14 protein-coding genes are annotated in these 17,182 nt (G+C 75.2%); 7 read left to right on the plus strand and 7 right to left on the minus strand.

Going from position 1 to position 17,182, the window contains the following annotated elements:
• Positions 1–5: 5 nt before the first annotated feature.
• Complete coding sequence (locus EIZ62_RS27890) at positions 6–773, minus strand: glycerophosphodiester phosphodiesterase family protein (protein ID WP_156695427.1); 768 nt, start codon at positions 771–773, stop codon at positions 6–8.
• Positions 770–1,492, minus strand: a complete 723-nt coding sequence (yczE, locus tag EIZ62_RS27895; RefSeq protein ID WP_156695428.1) for a membrane protein YczE — start codon at positions 1,490–1,492, stop codon at positions 770–772. Before yczE ends, EIZ62_RS27890 begins: the two co-directional genes overlap by 4 nt.
• A 103-nt stretch (positions 1,493–1,595) precedes the next feature.
• On the opposite strand from yczE, the gene EIZ62_RS27900 reads away from it, so the two are divergent.
• On the plus strand, positions 1,596–3,098 hold the full coding sequence (locus EIZ62_RS27900) for an SCO1417 family PLP biosynthesis transcription factor (RefSeq protein WP_156695429.1): 1,503 nt from the start codon (positions 1,596–1,598) through the stop codon (positions 3,096–3,098).
• Positions 3,099–3,120: 22 nt separating this feature from the next.
• Here EIZ62_RS27900 and EIZ62_RS27905 read toward each other — a convergent pair whose 3' ends face one another.
• Both EIZ62_RS27905 and EIZ62_RS27910 read right to left on the minus strand, forming a co-directional pair.
• Entirely contained in the window at positions 3,121–5,046 is a 1,926-nt protein-coding gene (locus EIZ62_RS27905) for an ATP-binding protein (RefSeq protein WP_425281854.1), read from the minus strand.
• A 43-nt stretch (positions 5,047–5,089) separates the two neighbouring features.
• Positions 5,090–5,284, minus strand: coding sequence for a hypothetical protein (locus tag EIZ62_RS27910; protein ID WP_073757949.1), 195 nt, complete (start codon positions 5,282–5,284; stop codon positions 5,090–5,092).
• 341 nt (positions 5,285–5,625) lie between these two features.
• Here EIZ62_RS27910 and EIZ62_RS27915 point away from each other — a divergent pair, with 341 nt between their 5' ends.
• The 6 genes from EIZ62_RS27915 (at position 5,626) to EIZ62_RS27940 (ending at position 14,893) form a co-directional block, all read left to right on the plus strand.
• Positions 5,626–6,018 carry an ankyrin repeat domain-containing protein gene (locus tag EIZ62_RS27915; RefSeq protein ID WP_156695430.1) on the plus strand — a complete coding sequence of 131 codons (393 nt, stop codon included), beginning with the start codon at positions 5,626–5,628 and terminating at the stop codon, positions 6,016–6,018.
• A 250-nt stretch (positions 6,019–6,268) separates the two neighbouring features.
• A complete protein-coding gene (locus EIZ62_RS27920) occupies positions 6,269–7,687 on the plus strand; it encodes a HEAT repeat domain-containing protein (protein ID WP_156695431.1) in 1,419 nt (472 codons plus the stop codon).
• 273 nt (positions 7,688–7,960) lie between these two features.
• The gene (locus tag EIZ62_RS27925) at positions 7,961–9,082 is read left to right on the plus strand and encodes a glycosyltransferase family 4 protein (protein ID WP_156695432.1); all 1,122 of its coding nucleotides are present in this window, start codon (positions 7,961–7,963) and stop codon (positions 9,080–9,082) included.
• The gene (locus EIZ62_RS27930; protein WP_156695433.1) at positions 9,079–10,239 is read left to right on the plus strand and encodes a glycosyltransferase; all 1,161 of its coding nucleotides are present in this window, start codon (positions 9,079–9,081) and stop codon (positions 10,237–10,239) included. The genes EIZ62_RS27925 and EIZ62_RS27930 overlap by 4 nt, the downstream gene beginning before the upstream one ends.
• Positions 10,236–11,291, plus strand: a complete 1,056-nt coding sequence (locus tag EIZ62_RS27935; RefSeq protein ID WP_156695434.1) for an SGNH/GDSL hydrolase family protein — start codon at positions 10,236–10,238, stop codon at positions 11,289–11,291. Before EIZ62_RS27930 ends, EIZ62_RS27935 begins: the two co-directional genes overlap by 4 nt.
• Entirely contained in the window at positions 11,288–14,893 is a 3,606-nt protein-coding gene (locus EIZ62_RS27940) for a hydantoinase B/oxoprolinase family protein (protein ID WP_156695435.1), read from the plus strand. Before EIZ62_RS27935 ends, EIZ62_RS27940 begins: the two co-directional genes overlap by 4 nt.
• Here EIZ62_RS27940 and EIZ62_RS27945 read toward each other — a convergent pair.
• From EIZ62_RS27945 to EIZ62_RS27955, 3 genes are read right to left on the minus strand one after another with little or no spacing between them, the layout of a single operon-like run.
• On the minus strand, positions 14,844–15,740 hold the full coding sequence (locus EIZ62_RS27945) for a 5-oxoprolinase subunit C family protein (protein ID WP_156695436.1): 897 nt from the start codon (positions 15,738–15,740) through the stop codon (positions 14,844–14,846). The two genes, EIZ62_RS27940 and EIZ62_RS27945, sit on opposite strands and share 50 nt — an antisense overlap.
• Positions 15,737–16,363, minus strand: a complete 627-nt coding sequence (pxpB, locus tag EIZ62_RS27950; RefSeq protein ID WP_156695437.1) for a 5-oxoprolinase subunit PxpB — start codon at positions 16,361–16,363, stop codon at positions 15,737–15,739. The genes EIZ62_RS27945 and pxpB overlap by 4 nt, the downstream gene beginning before the upstream one ends.
• Positions 16,360–17,124 (minus strand): LamB/YcsF family protein, encoded by a 765-nt coding sequence (locus tag EIZ62_RS27955; RefSeq protein ID WP_156695438.1) that lies wholly within the window; start codon positions 17,122–17,124, stop codon positions 16,360–16,362. The genes pxpB and EIZ62_RS27955 overlap by 4 nt, the downstream gene beginning before the upstream one ends.
• Between the last annotated feature and the right edge of the window lie 58 nt (positions 17,125–17,182).

Genomic DNA, 17,182 nt, shown 5'->3' on the forward strand with positions numbered 1-17,182 from the left:
GCGGTCTAGACCCAGACCCCCCGGTCGGTCAGCACCGTACGCAACGTCTCCAGATGATCGGTCATGATGCCATCCACCCCGAGGTCCAGGAGAGCGGCCATCCGCTCCGGGTCGTTCACCGTCCACACGTGCACCTGGAGGCCCCGCTCGTGCGCGGCCCGCACGAACCGCCGGTCCACCACCCGCACCCCGTTCTGGGCCTCCGGCACCTGGGCCGCCACGGCGCCCGTGCGCAGCGCCGCCGGGATCCCGTACGACCGCAGCCGCAGCGCCAGTACGCCCCGCACGCCGTAGGAGGTGGCCAGCCGGTCGCCCCCCAGCCGGTGCGCCCGGACCACCCGGCCCTCGTTGAAGGAGCCGACGCACACCCGGTCCCACGCGTTCGCCCTGCGGATGGTCTCCACCAGCGGCCGAAGGGCGGGCTCCGCCTTGACGTCCACGTTCCACCGGGCGTCCGGGAACTCCTCCATCAGCTCCTCGAAGAGCGGCAGCGGCTCCGTCCCCGCCACGCGCGCGTGGCGCACCGCGCTCCACGGCAGGTCCTGGATCCGGCCCCGGCTGTCCGTCACCCGGTCCAGCGTGGCGTCGTGGAACGCGACCAGCCGGCCGTCGGCGGTGGTGTGCACGTCCGTCTCGAAGTACCGGTAACCGGCCGCCGCGGCGCGCCGGAAGGCGGTCGCGGTGTTCTCCAGGCCGTCCGCCGCCCCGCCGCGGTGGGCGAAGGGTATGGGGGAGGAGGGGTGGTCCAGATAGGGATGGCGTACGCGAGTCACCGCCGCAGTATGACCTGTCCGGGTTTCCGCGAGGCGACCACGGTGCTTCCGCCGTCCTGCCCCGGGACGGCGAACACGCGCAGGAAGAACTGGGCGAGCGGCCCGATCGCCAGGGCGTACAGCACCGTCCCCACCCCCAGGGAGCCGCCGAGCAGGAACCCGGTGACGACGACGGTGACCTCGATCGTCGTACGGATCAGCCGGATGGAGCGGCCGGTGCGCCGGTGCAGGCCGGTCATCAGGCCGTCGCGCGGGCCGGGGCCGAACCGCGCGGCGATGTAGAGGCCGGTGGCCACACCGTTGAGGACGACACCGCCGGCCATCAGCAGGACCTGGGCGGGCCAGCCGTGCGCGTCGGGGAGGAGCCAGAGGGCCCCGTCCATCGCGGCGCCGATGACGAGCACGTTGGAGACGGTGCCCAGGCCGGGCTTCTGCCGCAGCGGGATCCACAGGAGGAGGATCAGCGCGCCGAGCACGGTCAGGACCACGCCCATGGACAGGCCGGTCCGCTCGGCCAGGCCCTGGTGCAGGACGTTCCACGGCTCCAGGCCGAGGCCGCTGCGGACGAGCATGGCCGAACTCACCCCGTACAGGGTCAGGCCGAAGTAGAGCTGGAAGAGCCTGCGGGGGAGGTGGCGGGGGAGACGGGCGGCGGCGGGTCCGGGAGAGGCCGGCCGGGTGGCCTCCTCCGTGTCCGGTGTGCTCGATGTCGTCGACATGTGTTGTGCCCCCGATGCGATGGTGGTGGACTGACTCATGTCACCCTGTGGCAGGGCTTCGGACCCCAACCAGGTCCAATTCGAGGAAGGTGGACTGAATTCCATGGCCGAGTGGACTTCAGCGGTGGGCCCGGCGCAGCTCGCCCGGCAGTTGAACGCACAACAGCCCAGGCCGGCCGGGCCCGGCACCCGCAAGCCGCCCGCCTACCGCGCTCTGGCCGATGGCATCCGGCTGCTGGTACTGGAGGGCCGCGTGCCGGTCGCCGCCCGGCTCCCCGCCGAGCGCGAACTGGCCCTCGCCCTCTCCGTGAGCCGCACCACGGTCGCCGCCGCCTACGAGGCGCTGCGCGCCGAGGGGTTCCTGGAGTCCCGCCGGGGCGCGGGGAGCTGGACCGCGGTGCCCGCCGGGAACCCGCTGCCCGCCCGCGGACTCGAACCACTGCCCCCGGAAGCCCTCGGCTCCATGATCGACCTGGGCTGCGCCTCCCTCCCGGCACCCGAACCCTGGCTGACCCGGGGCTTCCAGGGCGCCCTCGAAGAGCTGCCGCCCTACGCCCACACGCACGGCGACTACCCGGCGGGCCTGCCCGCCCTGCGGCAGATGCTCGCCGACCGCTACACACGGCGGGGCATCCCGACGATGCCCGAGCAGATCATGGTTACGACGGGTGCCATGGGCGCGATCGACGCCATCTGCCACCTGTTCGCCGGACGCGGCGAGCGCATCGCCGTGGAGTCGCCGTCGTACGCCAACATCCTCCAGCTGATGCGCGAGGCCGGCGCCCGCCTGGTGCCCGTCGCGATGTCGGAGGGGCTGGAGGGGTGGGACCTCACCCGCTGGCGCCAGGTGCTCAGGGACGCCGCCCCCCGGCTCGCCTACGTCGTGGCCGACTTCCACAACCCGACCGGCGCCCTCGCCGACGAGGACCGGCGGCGGGCGCTGGTCGACGCCTCCCGCTCGGCGGGGACGGTGCTCGTCGTCGACGAGACCATGACGGAGCTGTACCTGGAGGAGGGGCTCGACATGCCCCGGCCCGTCTGCGCCTTCGACCCGGCCGGGAGCACGGTCCTCACCGTCGGTTCGGCGAGCAAGGCCTTCTGGGCCGGCATGCGCATCGGGTGGGTGCGGGCGGCGCCCGACGTGATCCGCTCGCTCGTCGCCGCCCGTGCGTACGCCGACCTCGGCACGCCCGTCCTGGAGCAGCTCGGCGTCGACTGGCTGATGCGGACCGGGGGCTGGGAGGAGGCGGTGGCCCTGCGCCGCGAGCAGGCGCGGGAGAACCGTGACGCGCTGGTCGCCGCGGTGCGCCGGGAGCTGCCCGACTGGGAGTTCGAGGTGCCGCGCGGCGGACTCACCCTCTGGGTGCGCACCGGCGGCCTCTCCGGCTCCCGGCTGGCCGAGGTGGGCGAACGGGTCGGCGTACGGGTGCCCTCGGGCCCGCGGTTCGGCGTGGACGGCGCCTTCGAGGGGTACGTCCGGCTGCCGTTCACCGTGGCCGGGCCGGTCGCCGACGAGGCCGCGGTACGCCTCGCCGCGGCGACCCGGCTGGTGCGGGCGGGCGCGAGCTCCGGCTCGGGCGAGTCGCCGAGGACCTTCGTGGCCTGAGGGGCCCTGCGCCGCCCGTGCGTCAGTGGTCGGGTGAGGGTGCGGAGGCCGAGGCTGAGGCTGAGGTCGTCGGCAGGGCTGGTGCGGGCGCGGATGCGGTTGCGGGCGCAGGGGTCGTGGGTGCCGGTCCGGTCGGCGGGCCGTAGGCGGTGACGACGAAGGCAGGGGCGGGGCGGGCTTCCGGGGCGCCCTGGGCCGGGGCGGACTGCGCTTCCGGGAGGGCCGCGAGGGCCGCGTCCGCGGGTGCGCCGGTGGGTGCGGGTGCGCTGGTGGGTGCGACGGACGGGGCCGGTGCGGCAGGCGGGGTCGGTGCGACGGACAGGGCCGGTGCGGCAGGCGGGGCCGGTGCGTCGGACGGGGCCGGTGCGGCAGGCGGGGTCGGTGGGACCGGTGGTGCGTCGAGCGGTACCGGCGGGGGCGGCCGCTCGGGGAGGAGGTCCAGGACGGCCCGGCGCTGCGCCTCCGTCGTGGCGTCGTCGTACGGGTCGGGCGTCGCCGGGACCTGGAGCCGGAACACCGGACCCGTGCCGAGCCGGGCGTACCCGCGTCCGGGCGGGACGTGCGGGGTGGGGGTGGTGTGCGGGGCGGCGTCCAGGACGCACCGCACCTGTTCCGGTGTGGCGGCCCCGAGGACGACCCGGGCGCGGGTGTGCGCCCACACCGCCTCGCTCAGCGTGTCGAGGCTGTCGAACTGCTCGGCCACGACCACCGTCACCTGGGCCGCCCGGCCGTGCCGCAGCGGCACCTGGAGCAGTGCCTGCGGGTCCGTCCGCCCGTCCGCCGCCGCGAGGTGGCCGAACACGCCGGGCCGGTCCAGCAGGATCCACAGCGGCCGCCTGGTGTCCTCGGGCGCGGGGTGGCCCGCCTGCCGTGCGCGGTTCGCCGCGATCAGCCGGCGTTCCGTCTCGTGCGCCGCCCACTCCAGGCTCGACAGCGCGCCCGTCAGCCCGCACTCGACCGCCAGGACGCCGGTCCGGCCGGCGAGGCAGGCGTACTCGCCCGTACCGCTCCCGTCCACGACGAGGACGTCGCCGTGCTGGAGCGCCTGGAGCGCGATGGACCGCAGCAGGGTGGTGGTGCCGCTGCCGGGCTGACCGACGGCCAGCAGGTGCGGCTCGGTCGAACGCGGCCCGGTGCGCCAGACCACCGCGGGCGCGTCCCGGGACTCGTCCCCGTCCAGCACCGGCACGGTGCGCTGCACCGCCTCGGGGTCGGTGAAACCCAGCACCGTCTCGCCGGGCGCCGTGACGAAGCGCTGGGCGGCCACGGAGGTGGACAGCGCCGGAAGTACCCGCACCAGGAGCTGGTTTCCCTCTTCGTCCCAGTCGAAGAGGTACTCCCGGCCGCGTCCCGACTTGGCGTGGACCAGTTGCTCGATCCTCGCGCGGCACTCGGGCTCGCCGTCCGTGAAGTACGCGGGGTAGGTGATGCGCAGCCGGGTCGGCCGCCCGTCGCCGTCGAACGCGAAGTCGCCGAGGGCCTTGGTCCAGTCGCCGCCGTGGGTGAACAGCGGACTCGGGTCGTCGGGTGCGGAGAAGTACGGCACCAGGGCCTCGTACAGCGCCCGGAGCCGCTCGGTCTCCGCCTCGTCGGGCCCGGTCTTGACGACCGGGCGCTCACGCCCGTGCCACGCCGCCGCGCCCATCACCGTGACCAGGGCCAGCAGCGGCCCGTACGGGACGAGTGCGACGGCGAGCACGCAGGCCGCGACGACGAACAGCGCGGGACCGCGCCGTTCCTTCGGTGTCGCGGCCCACTTGGAGCGGCCGGCCCCCGCCAGCTTCCGCAGACCACGAGTGATCGTGATCAGCGGATGGAGGACGTCCGTGGCGCCGTCGGCGGCCGTTCGTGCGATCTGCCGGCCGCGTGCGATCCGGGCAGTGGCGGTGCTCGGAAGGCTCGCGATGCTCGGGAGGTTCGAGATGCGCGGAAGAGGGCGCCGGGCCACGTCGTACTCCTGATCCTGAAGTCGTGGAAGGGGCCGCGGGGCGTCAGAACTTGATCCCGCCCAGCAGGCTGGCGAGGCTCGCCCCGCCCGCCGTGATGCTGGGTGCGATCGCGGTACCCGCGAGGTAGAAGCCGAAGAGTGCGCAGACGAGGGCGTGGGAGGCCTTGAGCCCGTCCTTCCTGAAGAAGAGGAAGACGATGATGCCGAGCAGTACCACGCCTGAGATGGACAGGATCATGAGGGGATCTCCTGGGTGAGGGGACAGTCACCTTCAGTACTTCCAGCCTCACAGCAAGTATCTATGTGATAAAAGGTGCAAACGGGTGAAATAGTGCTCTTTTCACTTCACTGGCGGATGGACCGCCCGTGTCGCGAAGCGCCGCGGTGCCGCGCCACATCCCTTGCCTCGGCCGGGCCGGGTCATGTGCGGGGCCGGGCAGTACCCTGTCGGTTCACTCGTACGGCGCTCCCGCCGTGCGTACCGGTACGACCGGGTCCATGCAGGTCAAGGCGGCTGTTGCGGCCGCGCGCGTCCATGGTGGCCATGGCGCGTCAACGAGGTGAGAGGCGGTACGTCCGATGAGTGAAACCCCGGACCCCGAGGTGATCGAGCTGGCGTCCAAGGTCTTCGACCTGGCACGGCAGGGGGACGCCGAGGCGCTCGCCGCCTACGTCGACGCCGGCGTGCCCGCGAACCTCACCAACGACAAGGGTGACTGCCTGGTGATGCTCGCCGCCTACCACGGCAACGAGGACGCGGTGACCGCCCTCCTGGCACGGGGCGCCGACCCCAACCGCGTCAACGACCGCGGGCAGACGCCGATCGCCGGTGCCGTCTTCAAGGGCGAGGACGGCGTGGTCCGGGCCCTCCTCGCCGCCGGAGCCGATCCGGAAGCCGGAACTCCGTCGGCGGTGGATACCGCGAGGATGTTTGGGAAGACACACCTCCTGGAGCTGTTCGCGTCCCGGTGAACGGGCACGGAACGCCAGGTGAGAGCGGTGCCGTAAATGTGGTCGCGGTGGCGAAACGGCTGGGTCATCATGACGTCGGGCCCGCACGGGGCCACCGACGAGAGGCAGAGGAAGATGGTCAACACCAAGCGGAAGACGACGGGCGGCTCCACATGTTGCTGCGCGGCCTAGGCAATCACCGTTCCCCGGTCACCCCGGGATCCCCGGTGTCCTCCGGGTGCGTCGACAGCTTGATGTGAGGCATTTTCCCATGTTCGATCCAGTCATAGCGCCGAGCGGTACCTTGCTCGGCCTGCTGCAGAGGGGTCGCGGCGACGGCACGCTGCACGCGCTCGCCGCGCCACGGGCGGAAGCCCTCGCGGCCCTCAACCACTGCGTTCTCAGCGACCCCCGCCAGGACTGGCAGGTCGAGAACCGCTCCCTCTACTACGCGCGCCTCTACCTGGATCTGCACGGCGGGCTCGAGGAGATCGAGGCCCACCTGTTCGGTGCCGACGACGTCCTCGACACCGAGGAGTCGCGGACCGGGCTCGCGCTCGCCGTCCTCGGCCACCTCGCCGCGTACGGCCGTGAGGACGCCCTCGCCCTGCTGCGCAGGTACGCCGCGACCGGCTCCAACTGGGCCTGGGCCCTCGACGAGCTCGCCCTGCGCGACGACGACTCCGGGCTGCGCGGTCTCGCCGCCCCGATCCTCGCCAGGTTCCCCGCCACCCCCGAGGGCGACGCCGAACTGGCCGCCGCCGTCCGTGACGCCTTCGAGCCGCGCCCGTGGCGCCTGTGGGCCGAGGACCGGCGCGAGACGATCGGCGCCCGGGTGCGCGCCGCGCGGGAGCAGGGCTCCTTCGACCGCTGGCAGCGCCAGCTGCGCCCCACCGGCCCGCGGCCCGGCTGGAGCGTCCAGGCCGTCTTCGAGTGGGCCCAGGAGGGCCTGGACCGCGGCTCCCCGCTCCACGTGCCCGCCGCCCGGTGTCTCACCGCCGTCGCCGGTCCCGACGACCGGCCGCTGATCGTCGAGGCCGCGCGCGGCGGCCCCGACGGCGCCCGCTGCGCCGCGCTCCACTACCTCGCCGAAGCACGCGACCCCGCCGTGCTCGACCTCATCGAAGCCGCGGCGGTCAGCGACTCCCGCATCGTCGCCGAAGCCGCCGTCGCCGCCTTCGAGCGCATGTGCGGCGACGCGGCCGTCGACCGCGCCCGCGGCTGGGTCCACCGCCCCGACCCGCTCGGCGCCTCCGCCGCAGGCGTCCTCGCCTGCCGGGGCGACGCCCGGGACGCCACCCTCGTCCTCGGGGCGCTGCGCGAGGCGGTCCGGTCCGACGGCCCCGACGCGCCCTCGCTCTACACGCTCGTCGACGGCACGGGCAGGCTCGAAGTCGCCTGCGCCGCGCCTGTACTGCGCCACATCTACCGCGAGACCGCCTCCTCCCAGCTCCGCGGGCGCACGGCCCGCGCCCTCGCCGCCACGGACCCCTCCTTCGCGACGGGCTTCGCCGTCGAGTGCCTCTGGGACTGCGAGGAGACGACCAGGGAGATCGCCGCCCTGCACGCCGAGACCGGTGACGTGCGCGTGGCCGAGCGGCTGCGCCGCCTCGCCGCCGACCCGGCGGAGGAGGACGAGGTGCAGAGCGCGGTACGGAGCAGGATCGGACCGGACCTGCCCAAGGTCTGAGTGGTTCCGGCCCGGGGCTGACCGGTTCGGACCTGGATGTGCCCGTGGCCCGGGTCCGGCCTCGATCCGGAGGCGGCCCGCGGCCCGGGTGCGCCGCCCGCTCGCCGTCCGCGGCCCCGTCCGCGGCGCCCGGCCGGGACCGGACACCGGGCCGGGGGCGCGGGCCGGACGGGTGGGCCGTGTGCCGGGGCCCGGGCAAACGCTCACGGGACGTTCCCCGCACGGAAAGATCCAAGTCGGCGGAGCCACCCCGGGGGCGACGACAACACGGGTATGCGTGTCGTCATCGTCACCGAGTCCTTCCCTCCCGACGTCAACGGTGTGGCGCACTGCGCCCTGCAGACCGCCCGGCACCTCGCCGCGCGCGGCCATGACCCGCTCGTCCTCGCTCCCGCCGTCCCGGCCGGCACCCCCGACGGGGACGCCCCCTGCCCGGTCGTACGGATCCCCTCCCTGCCGCTGCCCGGCTACCCCCAGGTCCGGGTGGCGCTGCCCAGCAGGCGGGTGGCCGCGGCGATCGCCGCCCACCGGGCCGACCTGGTGCACCTGGCGAGCCCCTTCGTGCTCGGCGTGCGCGGCATGACCGTGGCGGCGCGGCTGGGGCTGCCCGCCGTCGCGGTCTACCAGACCGACCTCGCCGGCTACGCCCGCACCTACGTGGGTGCGGGCGAGAGCGCGGCCTGGCGGCGGCTGCGCGCGGTGCACGGCGCGGCCGACCGCACCCTCGCCCCCTCCACGGCCGCCGTCCGGGACCTGGAGCGGCACGGTGTCGCCCGCGTACGGCTCTGGCCGCGCGGGGTCGACACCCGGCGGTTCCGGCCCGGCCTGCGGGACGAGGCGCTCCGCCGGGAGCTGGCGCCGGGCGGCGAGCTGCTCGTCGGGTACGTGGGCCGCCTCGCGCCCGAGAAGCGGGTGGAGCTGCTGGCCGGGGTGTGCGGCCTGCCGGGCGTACGGGTGGTGGTCGTCGGCGACGGGCCGAGCGAGGGCGCGCTGCGGGCCGCCCTGCCCGGCGCGGTCTTCCTGGGGCGGCGCACGGGCGGGGACCTGGCCCGGATCTTCGCCTCACTGGACGTCTTCGTCCACACCGGTCCCCATGAGACGTTCTGCCAGACGGTCCAGGAGGCCATGGCCGGCGGCGTCCCCGTGGTCGCCCCTGCCGCGGGCGGGCCTCTGGACCTGGTCGACCACGGCCGGACGGGCCTCCTCGTCGCCCCGCACGACCCGGACGCGGTGCGCACCGCCGTGTCCGCCCTGGCCGGCGACCCCGATCTGCGCGCCGCGTACGGGCGGACCGCGCGGGCCACGGTCGAGGGGAGAACCTGGGCCGTCGTCGGGGACCAGCTCATCGACCACTACGGCGAGGTGCTGCGCCAGCGGACGGCGGTGGCGGCATGAGCCTGCGCATCGTACGGCTGGCGAACTTCGTCACCCCCTCGTCCGGCGGGCTGCGCACCGCGCTCGACGAACTCGGCCGCGGCTACCTGGCCGCCGGGCACGAGCCCGTCCTCGTCACGCCGGGAGAGCGGGAGAGCGACCGCCTCACCCTGCAGGGCCGGGTCATCACCCTGCCCGGGCCCGCCCTGCCCGGAACCGGCGGCTACCGGGTCCTCGCCGACCGCGGACGGCTGAGACGCCTGCTGGAGGAGATCGGCCCCGACCGCCTGGAGGTGTCCGACCGGACCACCCTGCGCTGGACCGGCGAGTGGGCCCGCCGCGCCCGGGTGCCCGCCGTGATGGTCTCCCACGAGACGGCGCACGGCGTCCTGCGCACCTGGGGCGTCCCGGCCCGCCCCGCCGCGCTGACCGCCGACCGGCTGAACCGCCTCAGCGCCTGGGCGTACACCCGGATCGTCTGCACCACCGAGTGGGCGGAACGCGAGTTCGTACGGATCGGTGCGCGCAACGTCGTACGGGCGCCGCTCGGGGTCGACCTGATCCGGTACCGGCCGCAGCGGCGGCGCCCCGCCCTGCGCGCCCGGTACGCGCCCGGCGCCGACGTGATGCTGCTGCTCTGCTCCCGGCTGTCGGTCGAGAAGCGCCCCGCCCTGGCCCTGGACACCCTCGCGGAACTGCGGGCCCGGGGCGTCCGCGCGGCCCTGGTGGTCGCCGGGGACGGGCCGCTGCGCGGCGGCCTCGAGCGGCGCGCCCGGGGCCTGGACGTCCGGTTCCTCGGACACGTCCCGGACCGCGAGGAGGTGGCCGCGCTCCAGGCCACGGCGGACGTGTGCCTGGCGCCGGGCCCGGCGGAGACGTTCGGCCTGTCCGCCCTGGAGGCGCTGGCCTGCGGCACCCCGGTCGTCGCGAGCGCGACCTCCGCCCTCCCCGAGGTCGTCGGCGACGCGGGCGCGGCCGCCGAGGACACCCCGGCCGCGTTCGCCGACGCCGTCGCCCGCCTGCTGGCCCGCCCCGAGGGCCACCGCCGCGCCGAGGCCCGCGCGCGTGCCGAACTCTTCGGCTGGGACCGTTCCGTGGCGGCCTTCCTCGCGGCCCACGACGCGCCGGTCCGTTCGGCCCGTGCTCCGGGCCCGTCCGGCGCGGAGGTACCGGCATGAGCGCGACCGTGGAGGCACCCCTCGACGGCGGCCCGCTCCGGCGGAAGCTCCACGCGCGCGTGGCGCCCGCCGGCGGGGCGGACGTACCTGCGGAGCGGGCTACCGGAGTGCGGCGGTTCGCCGCGCTCGGGGACTCGCTCACCGCCGGGGTCGGCGACCCCGTGGCCGGCGGGTGGCGCGGCTGGGCCGCACTGCTCGCGGACGCACTCGCCGCGGCGCCGGACGCGGACGCGGTGGTGCCGAGCGGCGCCGGGCCGGGTGCCGATGCGGTGGCGCCGGGCGGTGAGGGCGCCGTGGAGTTCCGTAACCTCGCGGTGTGCGGCGCGCGCGCCCGGGACGTCGCCGAGACGCAGCTGCCCCTGGCCCTCGCGTACCGCCCGGACGTCGCCTCCGTCGTCGTCGGCGTGAACGACACGCTGCGCAGCAGCTTCGACATCACCGGGTTCGCCCTCGCCCTGGACGGGGTCTGCGCGCGGCTGGCCGCCCAGGGCGCCCTGCTCCTCACGGCCTGCCTGCCCGACCCCGGTGCCGTGCTGGGCCTGCCCCCGCCGCTCGCGCGGCCCCTGGCGCGCCGCCAGCGGCAGGTCAACGCCGTCGTGCACGCCCTGTCCGCCCGCTACGGGGCCGTCCACCTGCACATGGCGGACGCCGCCTGGGTGGCCGACCGGTCCCTGTGGAGCGCGGACCGGCTGCACCCCGGAGAGCGCGGGCACCGCACGATCGCCGCCCGGTTCCACGCCCTGCTCGCGGAGCGCGGCCTCGCGGGCGGTGCCGCGCCGGCCCGGGAGCCCGGGCAGCCGCCACCGTCCCGTGCCGACACCCTGCTGTGGCTGGCCACCGCCGGAACCGGCTGGGTGGCGCGACGGTGCCACGACCTGCTGCCCCAACTGCTCCGGCTGGCCGGGACGGAGGTCCGGCACTGGGCCCGCGGGACCGGCGCCCGGCTCGACCTGAGCGCCGAACAGTCCCTGGCGGCCGCGCTCGCGGTGGTGTCCGGGCCCAGGGCGGTCCCGGTGCCCGTACGGGCCTCCGCGGCCACAATGGGGGCATGACAGGACGCTGGGAGTTCTGGATCGACCGCGGTGGGACGTTCACCGACGTCGTGGCCCGGCGGCCCGACGGGCGCCTGGTCACCCGCAAGCTGCTCTCCCACGACCCGGACCGCTACCGGGACGCGGCCGTCGCGGGCATCCGGCTCGTCCTGGGGCTCGCGGCGGACGAACCCGTACCGGCTGACCGGATCGCCTCCGTCAAGATGGGCACCACCGTCGCGACCAACGCCCTTCTGGAGCGGCGCGGGGAGCCCACCGTCCTGCTCATCACCGAAGGCTTCCGCGACGCGCTGCGGATCGCCTACCAGAACCGGCCGCGCATCTTCGACCGCCGCATCCTGCTGCCCGAAGCGGTGTACGAGCGGGTCGTCGAGGTGCCCGAACGGGTCGACGCCCGTGGCACCGTCGTCCGGCCGCTCGACCTGGCAGCGGTCGGCGGCCTCCTGAAGGCCGCCCATGGTGACGGTTTCCGCAGCGCCGCGGTGGTCCTCATGCACGGGTACGCGCACCCCGGGCACGAGGTGCGCGTCGCCGAGGCCGCCCGTGACGCCGGGTTCACGCAGGTCAGTTGCTCGCACGAGGTCAGCCCGCTGATCAAGCTGGTGCCGCGCGGCGACACCACCGTCGTCGACGCGTACCTGTCCCCGATCCTGCGGCGGTACGTCGACGAGGTCGCCGGCGAACTCCGCGGCGTCCGGCTGATGTTCATGCAGTCCAACGGCGGACTGCGCGAGGCCGCCCACTTCCGCGGCAAGGACGCCGTGCTATCCGGCCCGGCGGGCGGGGTGGTGGGCATGGCGCGCACCTCCGAGCAGGCCGGTCACCGCCGGGTGATCGGCTTCGACATGGGCGGCACGTCCACCGACGTGTCGCACTACGCCGGCGCGTTCGAACGGGAGCTGGGCACCCAGGTGGCTGGTGTCCGCATGCGCGCGCCGATGATGAGCATCCACACCGTCGCGGCGGGCGGCGGCTCGGTCCTCCACTTCGACGGACAGCGCTACCGCGTCGGCCCCGACTCGGCCGGAGCCGACCCGGGTCCCGCCTGCTACCGGCGCGGCGGCCCGCTGACGGTGACCGACGCCAACGTGATGCTCGGACGCGTACAGCCCGCACACTTCCCCGCCGTCTTCGGGCCCGGCGGCGACCTGCCGCTCGACGCGGAAGTGGTGCGCGACCGCTTCACGGCCCTCGCCGAGGAGGTGCGGCGACACACCGGGACGACCCGCAGCCCGGAGGAGGTCGCCGCCGGGTTCCTGGAGATCGCCGTCCTCAACATGGCGAACGCCGTCAAGAAGATCTCCGTGCAGCGCGGTCACGACGTCACGCGGTACGCCCTGACCAGCTTCGGCGGCGCCGGCGGCCAGCACGCGTGCGCCGTCGCCGACGCCCTCGGGGTCGACACCGTCCTGGTGCCGCCCCTGGCGGGGGTGCTCTCCGCGTACGGCATCGGGCTCGCCGACGCCACCGCCATGCGCGAACAGTCCGTGGAGGCGGAGCTGGACGGCGACGTCCACGCGCGCGTGGAAGGGATCTGCGACCGGCTGGCCCGGCGCACCCGCGACGAACTGCGCGCCGACGGGCTGCCCGACAGCGCGATCAGCACCCACGCGCGCGTGCTGGTCCGCTACGCCGGAACGGACGCGACCCTGCCCGTGACGCTCGCCCCCGCCGGGGACATGGCCGAGGAGTTCACCGCGGCACACCGGGCGCGGTACGGCTTCACCATGGACAAACCGCTGGTGGTCGAGGCCGTCTCGGTCGAGGCGACGGGCCGGGCGGGCGCACCCGGCCCACCAGGCGCCGGACAACCGCCCGGGAAGGGCCCGCCGCGCCCCCGCGCCACCGTCGCGATGTTCGTGGACGGCGAGCGCAGGGACACCCCGCTGTACCGGCGGGAGGACCTGCGCCCCGCCGACACGGTGCCGGGGCCGGCCGTCGTCGCCGAGGCCGACGCCACCACCGTCGTCGACGACGGCTGGCAGGCGGTCGCCACCGACTCCGGTCACCTGCTGCTGACCCGCGCCCGTCCCCGGCCCGGCCGCAGCGCCGTCGGCACGGACGTCGACCCCGTCCTCCTGGAGGTGTTCAACAACCTGTTCATGGCGATCGCCGAACAGATGGGCGTGCGCCTGGAGAACACCGCCCACTCCGTCAACATCAAGGAACGCCTCGACTTCTCCTGCGCCCTCTTCGACGCGGACGGCAACCTGATCGCCAACGCACCCCACATCCCGGTCCACCTGGGTTCCATGGGGGAGTCCATCAAGGAGGTGCTGCGGCGCAACGAGGGTGCCATGCGCCCCGGAGACGTGTACGCGATCAACGACCCGTACCACGGGGGCACGCACCTGCCCGACGTGACGGTGGTGACACCGGTCTTCGGCCCGTCCGGCGACCTGCGTTTCCTCGTCGCCTCCCGCGGCCACCACGCGGAGATCGGCGGTATCACCCCCGGCTCGATGCCCGCCTTCAGCAGCAGCGTCGACGAGGAGGGCGTCCTCTTCGACAACTGGCTGCTCGTACGGGACGGCCGGCTGCGTGAGGCGGAGACGCGGCGGCTCCTCACCGAGGCGCCCCACCCGTCCCGCGACCCCGACACCAATCTCGCCGACCTGCGCGCCCAGATCGCCGCCAATGAGAAGGGCATCGAGGAACTGGACCACATGGTGGACCAATTCGGTCTGGACGTCGTCCACGCCTACATGCGGCACGTACGGAACAACGCCGAGGAATCGGTACGCCGGATCGTCGCCACCCTCCGGGACGGCTCCTGCCGGTACGAGACGGACGGCGGCCCCGTCATCCAGGTGGCCGTCCGCGTCGACCGCGAGCGCCGCGGGGCCGTCCTCGACTTCACCGGCACATCACCGCAGCAGCCGGGGAACGTCAACGCGCCCACCTCCGTGGTGATGGCGGCCGTGCTGTACGTGTTCCGGACGCTCGTCGACGACGACATCCCCCTCAACAGCGGCTGCCTGGAGCCGCTGGACGTGCGCGTGCCCGACGGCTCCATGCTCGCCCCGGCCCACCCGGCGGCGACGGTCGCGGGCAACGTCGAGACCTCGCAGGCCGTGACCGGCGCCCTCTACGCGGCTCTGGGCGTCCAGGCGGAGGGCTCGGGCACCATGAACAACGTCACCTTCGGCAACGACCGCGTGCAGTACTACGAGACGGTCGCGAGCGGTTCCGGCGCGGGCGACGGCTTCCCCGGCGCCGACGCCGTGCAGACCCACATGACCAACTCGCGGCTCACCGATCCCGAAGTCCTGGAGTGGCGCCACCCGGTCCGCGTGGACGCCTTCGCGGTACGGGACGGCAGCGGCGGCGCGGGGCGCTGGCGGGGCGGGGAGGGCGTCGTACGGCGCATCCGGTTCCTGGAGCCGATGACGGTGGCCCTTCTCACCGGGCACCGCAGGATCGCCCCGTACGGCATGGCCGGAGGCGCCCCGGGGGCGCTCGGGGAGAACGCGGTGGAGCGCGCGGACAGCACCGTCCGGCGCCTGGCGGGCGTCGACGTGGTGGACGTCGGCCCGGGGGACGTCCTGGTCGTCACCACCCCCGGGGGCGGCGGCTACGGGACGCCTGCCGCACCGGGATGAACCGCACCGGCGTCCCCGGCACGGCCTGCGCGGCCGCCGCCAGGTCCCGCTCCCGGACCACGGCCACCACCGGATAGCCGCCGGTCGTCGGGTGGTCCGCGAGGAACACCACCGGGCGCCCGTCCGGCGGAACCTGGACCGCCCCCAGGACCATGCCCTCGCTGGGCAGTTCGCCCGCCACGGCACGCTCCAGGGGCGGCCCCTCGGTGCGCAGCCCGATGCGGTTGCTCGCCGGGGACACCCGGTACGCGCGCGTGGCGAAGGCGCTGAGCGCCCGCGCGGTGAACCAGTCGTCGCGCGGGCCCGGCCGCACGTGCAGTACCAGTTCGCCGGGCGGCCCCGGCCAGGGCACGGCGTCGTGCCCCGGCGGAGCGGGCGGTTCCGGGCCGAGCGGCAGGACGGCGCCGTCCCGCAGGGGCGCCGGACCCAGCCCCGAGAGCAGGTCCGTGGAGCGGCTGCCCAGCACCGGCTCGGCGGCGACGCCCCCGGCGAACGCCACGTACGAGCGCAGCCCCCGCACCGCCGCGCCCACCGCCAGCACGGCACCCGCGGGGACGCGTACCGCCGCGCCCCAGGAAGCGGGCCGGCCGTCCACCGTGACCGGGCATGGCGCGCCGCCCACCGCGACGGTCACGGCGCAGCGGGGCCGCACCGCGCACCCGTCGACGGTGGTCTCCAGCACGGCCGCGTCCGCCGGGTTGCCGACCAGGCGGTTGGCGAGGTCCCTCGCGCCCGGGTCGAGGGCGCCCGAGCGGGGCACGCCGAGGTGCGCGTACCCGGGGCGTCCCCCGTCCTGCACGGTGGTCAGCGCCCCGGCCCGTACGACCGCGAGGGCCCGGTCGGTCATCGGGCCCCCACGCCCCGCGGGACGAACCGCACCCGCGTACCCGGCGACAGCAGGGCCGCGGGCTCCCGTGCCGGATCCCACAGCACGGCGTCCGTCGTCCCGATCAGCTGCCAGCCGCCGGGCGAGGAACGCGGGTAGACGCCCGTGTACGGGCCGGCCATCGCCACGGCGCCCGCGGGGACGGCCGTGCGCGGTGTGGCCCGTCGGGGCACCTCGTACGCCTCGGGGAGCCCGGTCAGGTAGCCGAACCCGGGAGCGAACCCGCAGAACGCCACCCGGAACTCCGCCGCCGAGTGGACCGTCGCCACGTCGGCCGGCGGAACGCCCCACAGTGCGGCGACGTCCGGCAGGTCAGGGCCGTCGTACCGGACCGGGATCTCGACCACCGGGTCCACGCGCGCGTGGAGCGGTTCGATCTCCCAGCCGGCGACGAGCGCGGCGAGCCGCTCGGGCGCCTCCACGCCGTCCAGCAGTACCGTCCGGGCCGCGGGGACGACCTCCGTGACGGCGGGCAGCGCGCCGGCCGCCCGGCGGCGCAGCAGTTCGGCGTGGAACGCCTCGGTCTCCTCGCCGCTGCCGAACTCGACGAGAAGGGCCCGGTCACCGACCGGCAGGGTCCTCATACGAACGCCCCCACCCGGACGCCGGAGGCCTCCAGTTGGTGCCGGACCCGGCGGGCGAGTCCCACCGCGCCGGGTGTGTCGCCGTGCAGGCACAGGGACCGGGCGCGGACGGCGACCGGCCGTCCGCACCGTGAGGTGACCGTCCCGAACCTGGCCATGGCGACGGACCGTTCCACGACGGCCGCCGCGTCGGTGATGACGGCGCCCTCCTCACCGCGCGGCACGAGGGTGCCCGCGGCGGTGTACGCGCGGTCCGCGAACGCCTCGGTGACGACCGGCAGCCCGGCCTTCTCGGCGACCTCGTGCAGCCGGGAGCCCGGCAGCCCCAGCAACGGGAGCCGCTCCCCGGTCAGCAGCACGCCGTCGACGACCGCCTGCGCCTGCCCGTCGTCGTGCACCACGCGGTTGTACAGCGCGCCGTGCGGTTTCACGTACGACACGCGCGCGCCGGCGGCCCTGGCGAACACCTCCAGGGCGCCGATCTGGTACGCCACTTCGGCGGCCAGCTCCTCGTACGGGACGTCCATGGAGCGGCGTCCGAAGCCGGCCAGGTCGCGGTAGGAGACCTGGGCCCCGATCCGTACCCCGCGCTCGGCGGCCAGGGCGCAGACGCGCCGCATGGTGGCCGCGTCCCCGGCGTGGAAGCCACAGGCGACGTTGGCGCTGGTGACGACGGACAGGAGCTGTTCGTCGTCCGTCAGCCGCCAGCGGCCGAAGCCCTCTCCCAGGTCGGCGTTGAGGTCGATCGAGGCCCAGGTCATGGTGGTGTCTCTTTCCTACGAGTGTCCTGCCGCTGCCCCGCGCGGGCCGGCGGACGCG

The organism is Streptomyces ficellus (assembly GCF_009739905.1).
In the GTDB taxonomy this organism is placed as follows: Bacteria; Actinomycetota; Actinomycetes; order Streptomycetales; family Streptomycetaceae; genus Streptomyces; species Streptomyces ficellus_A.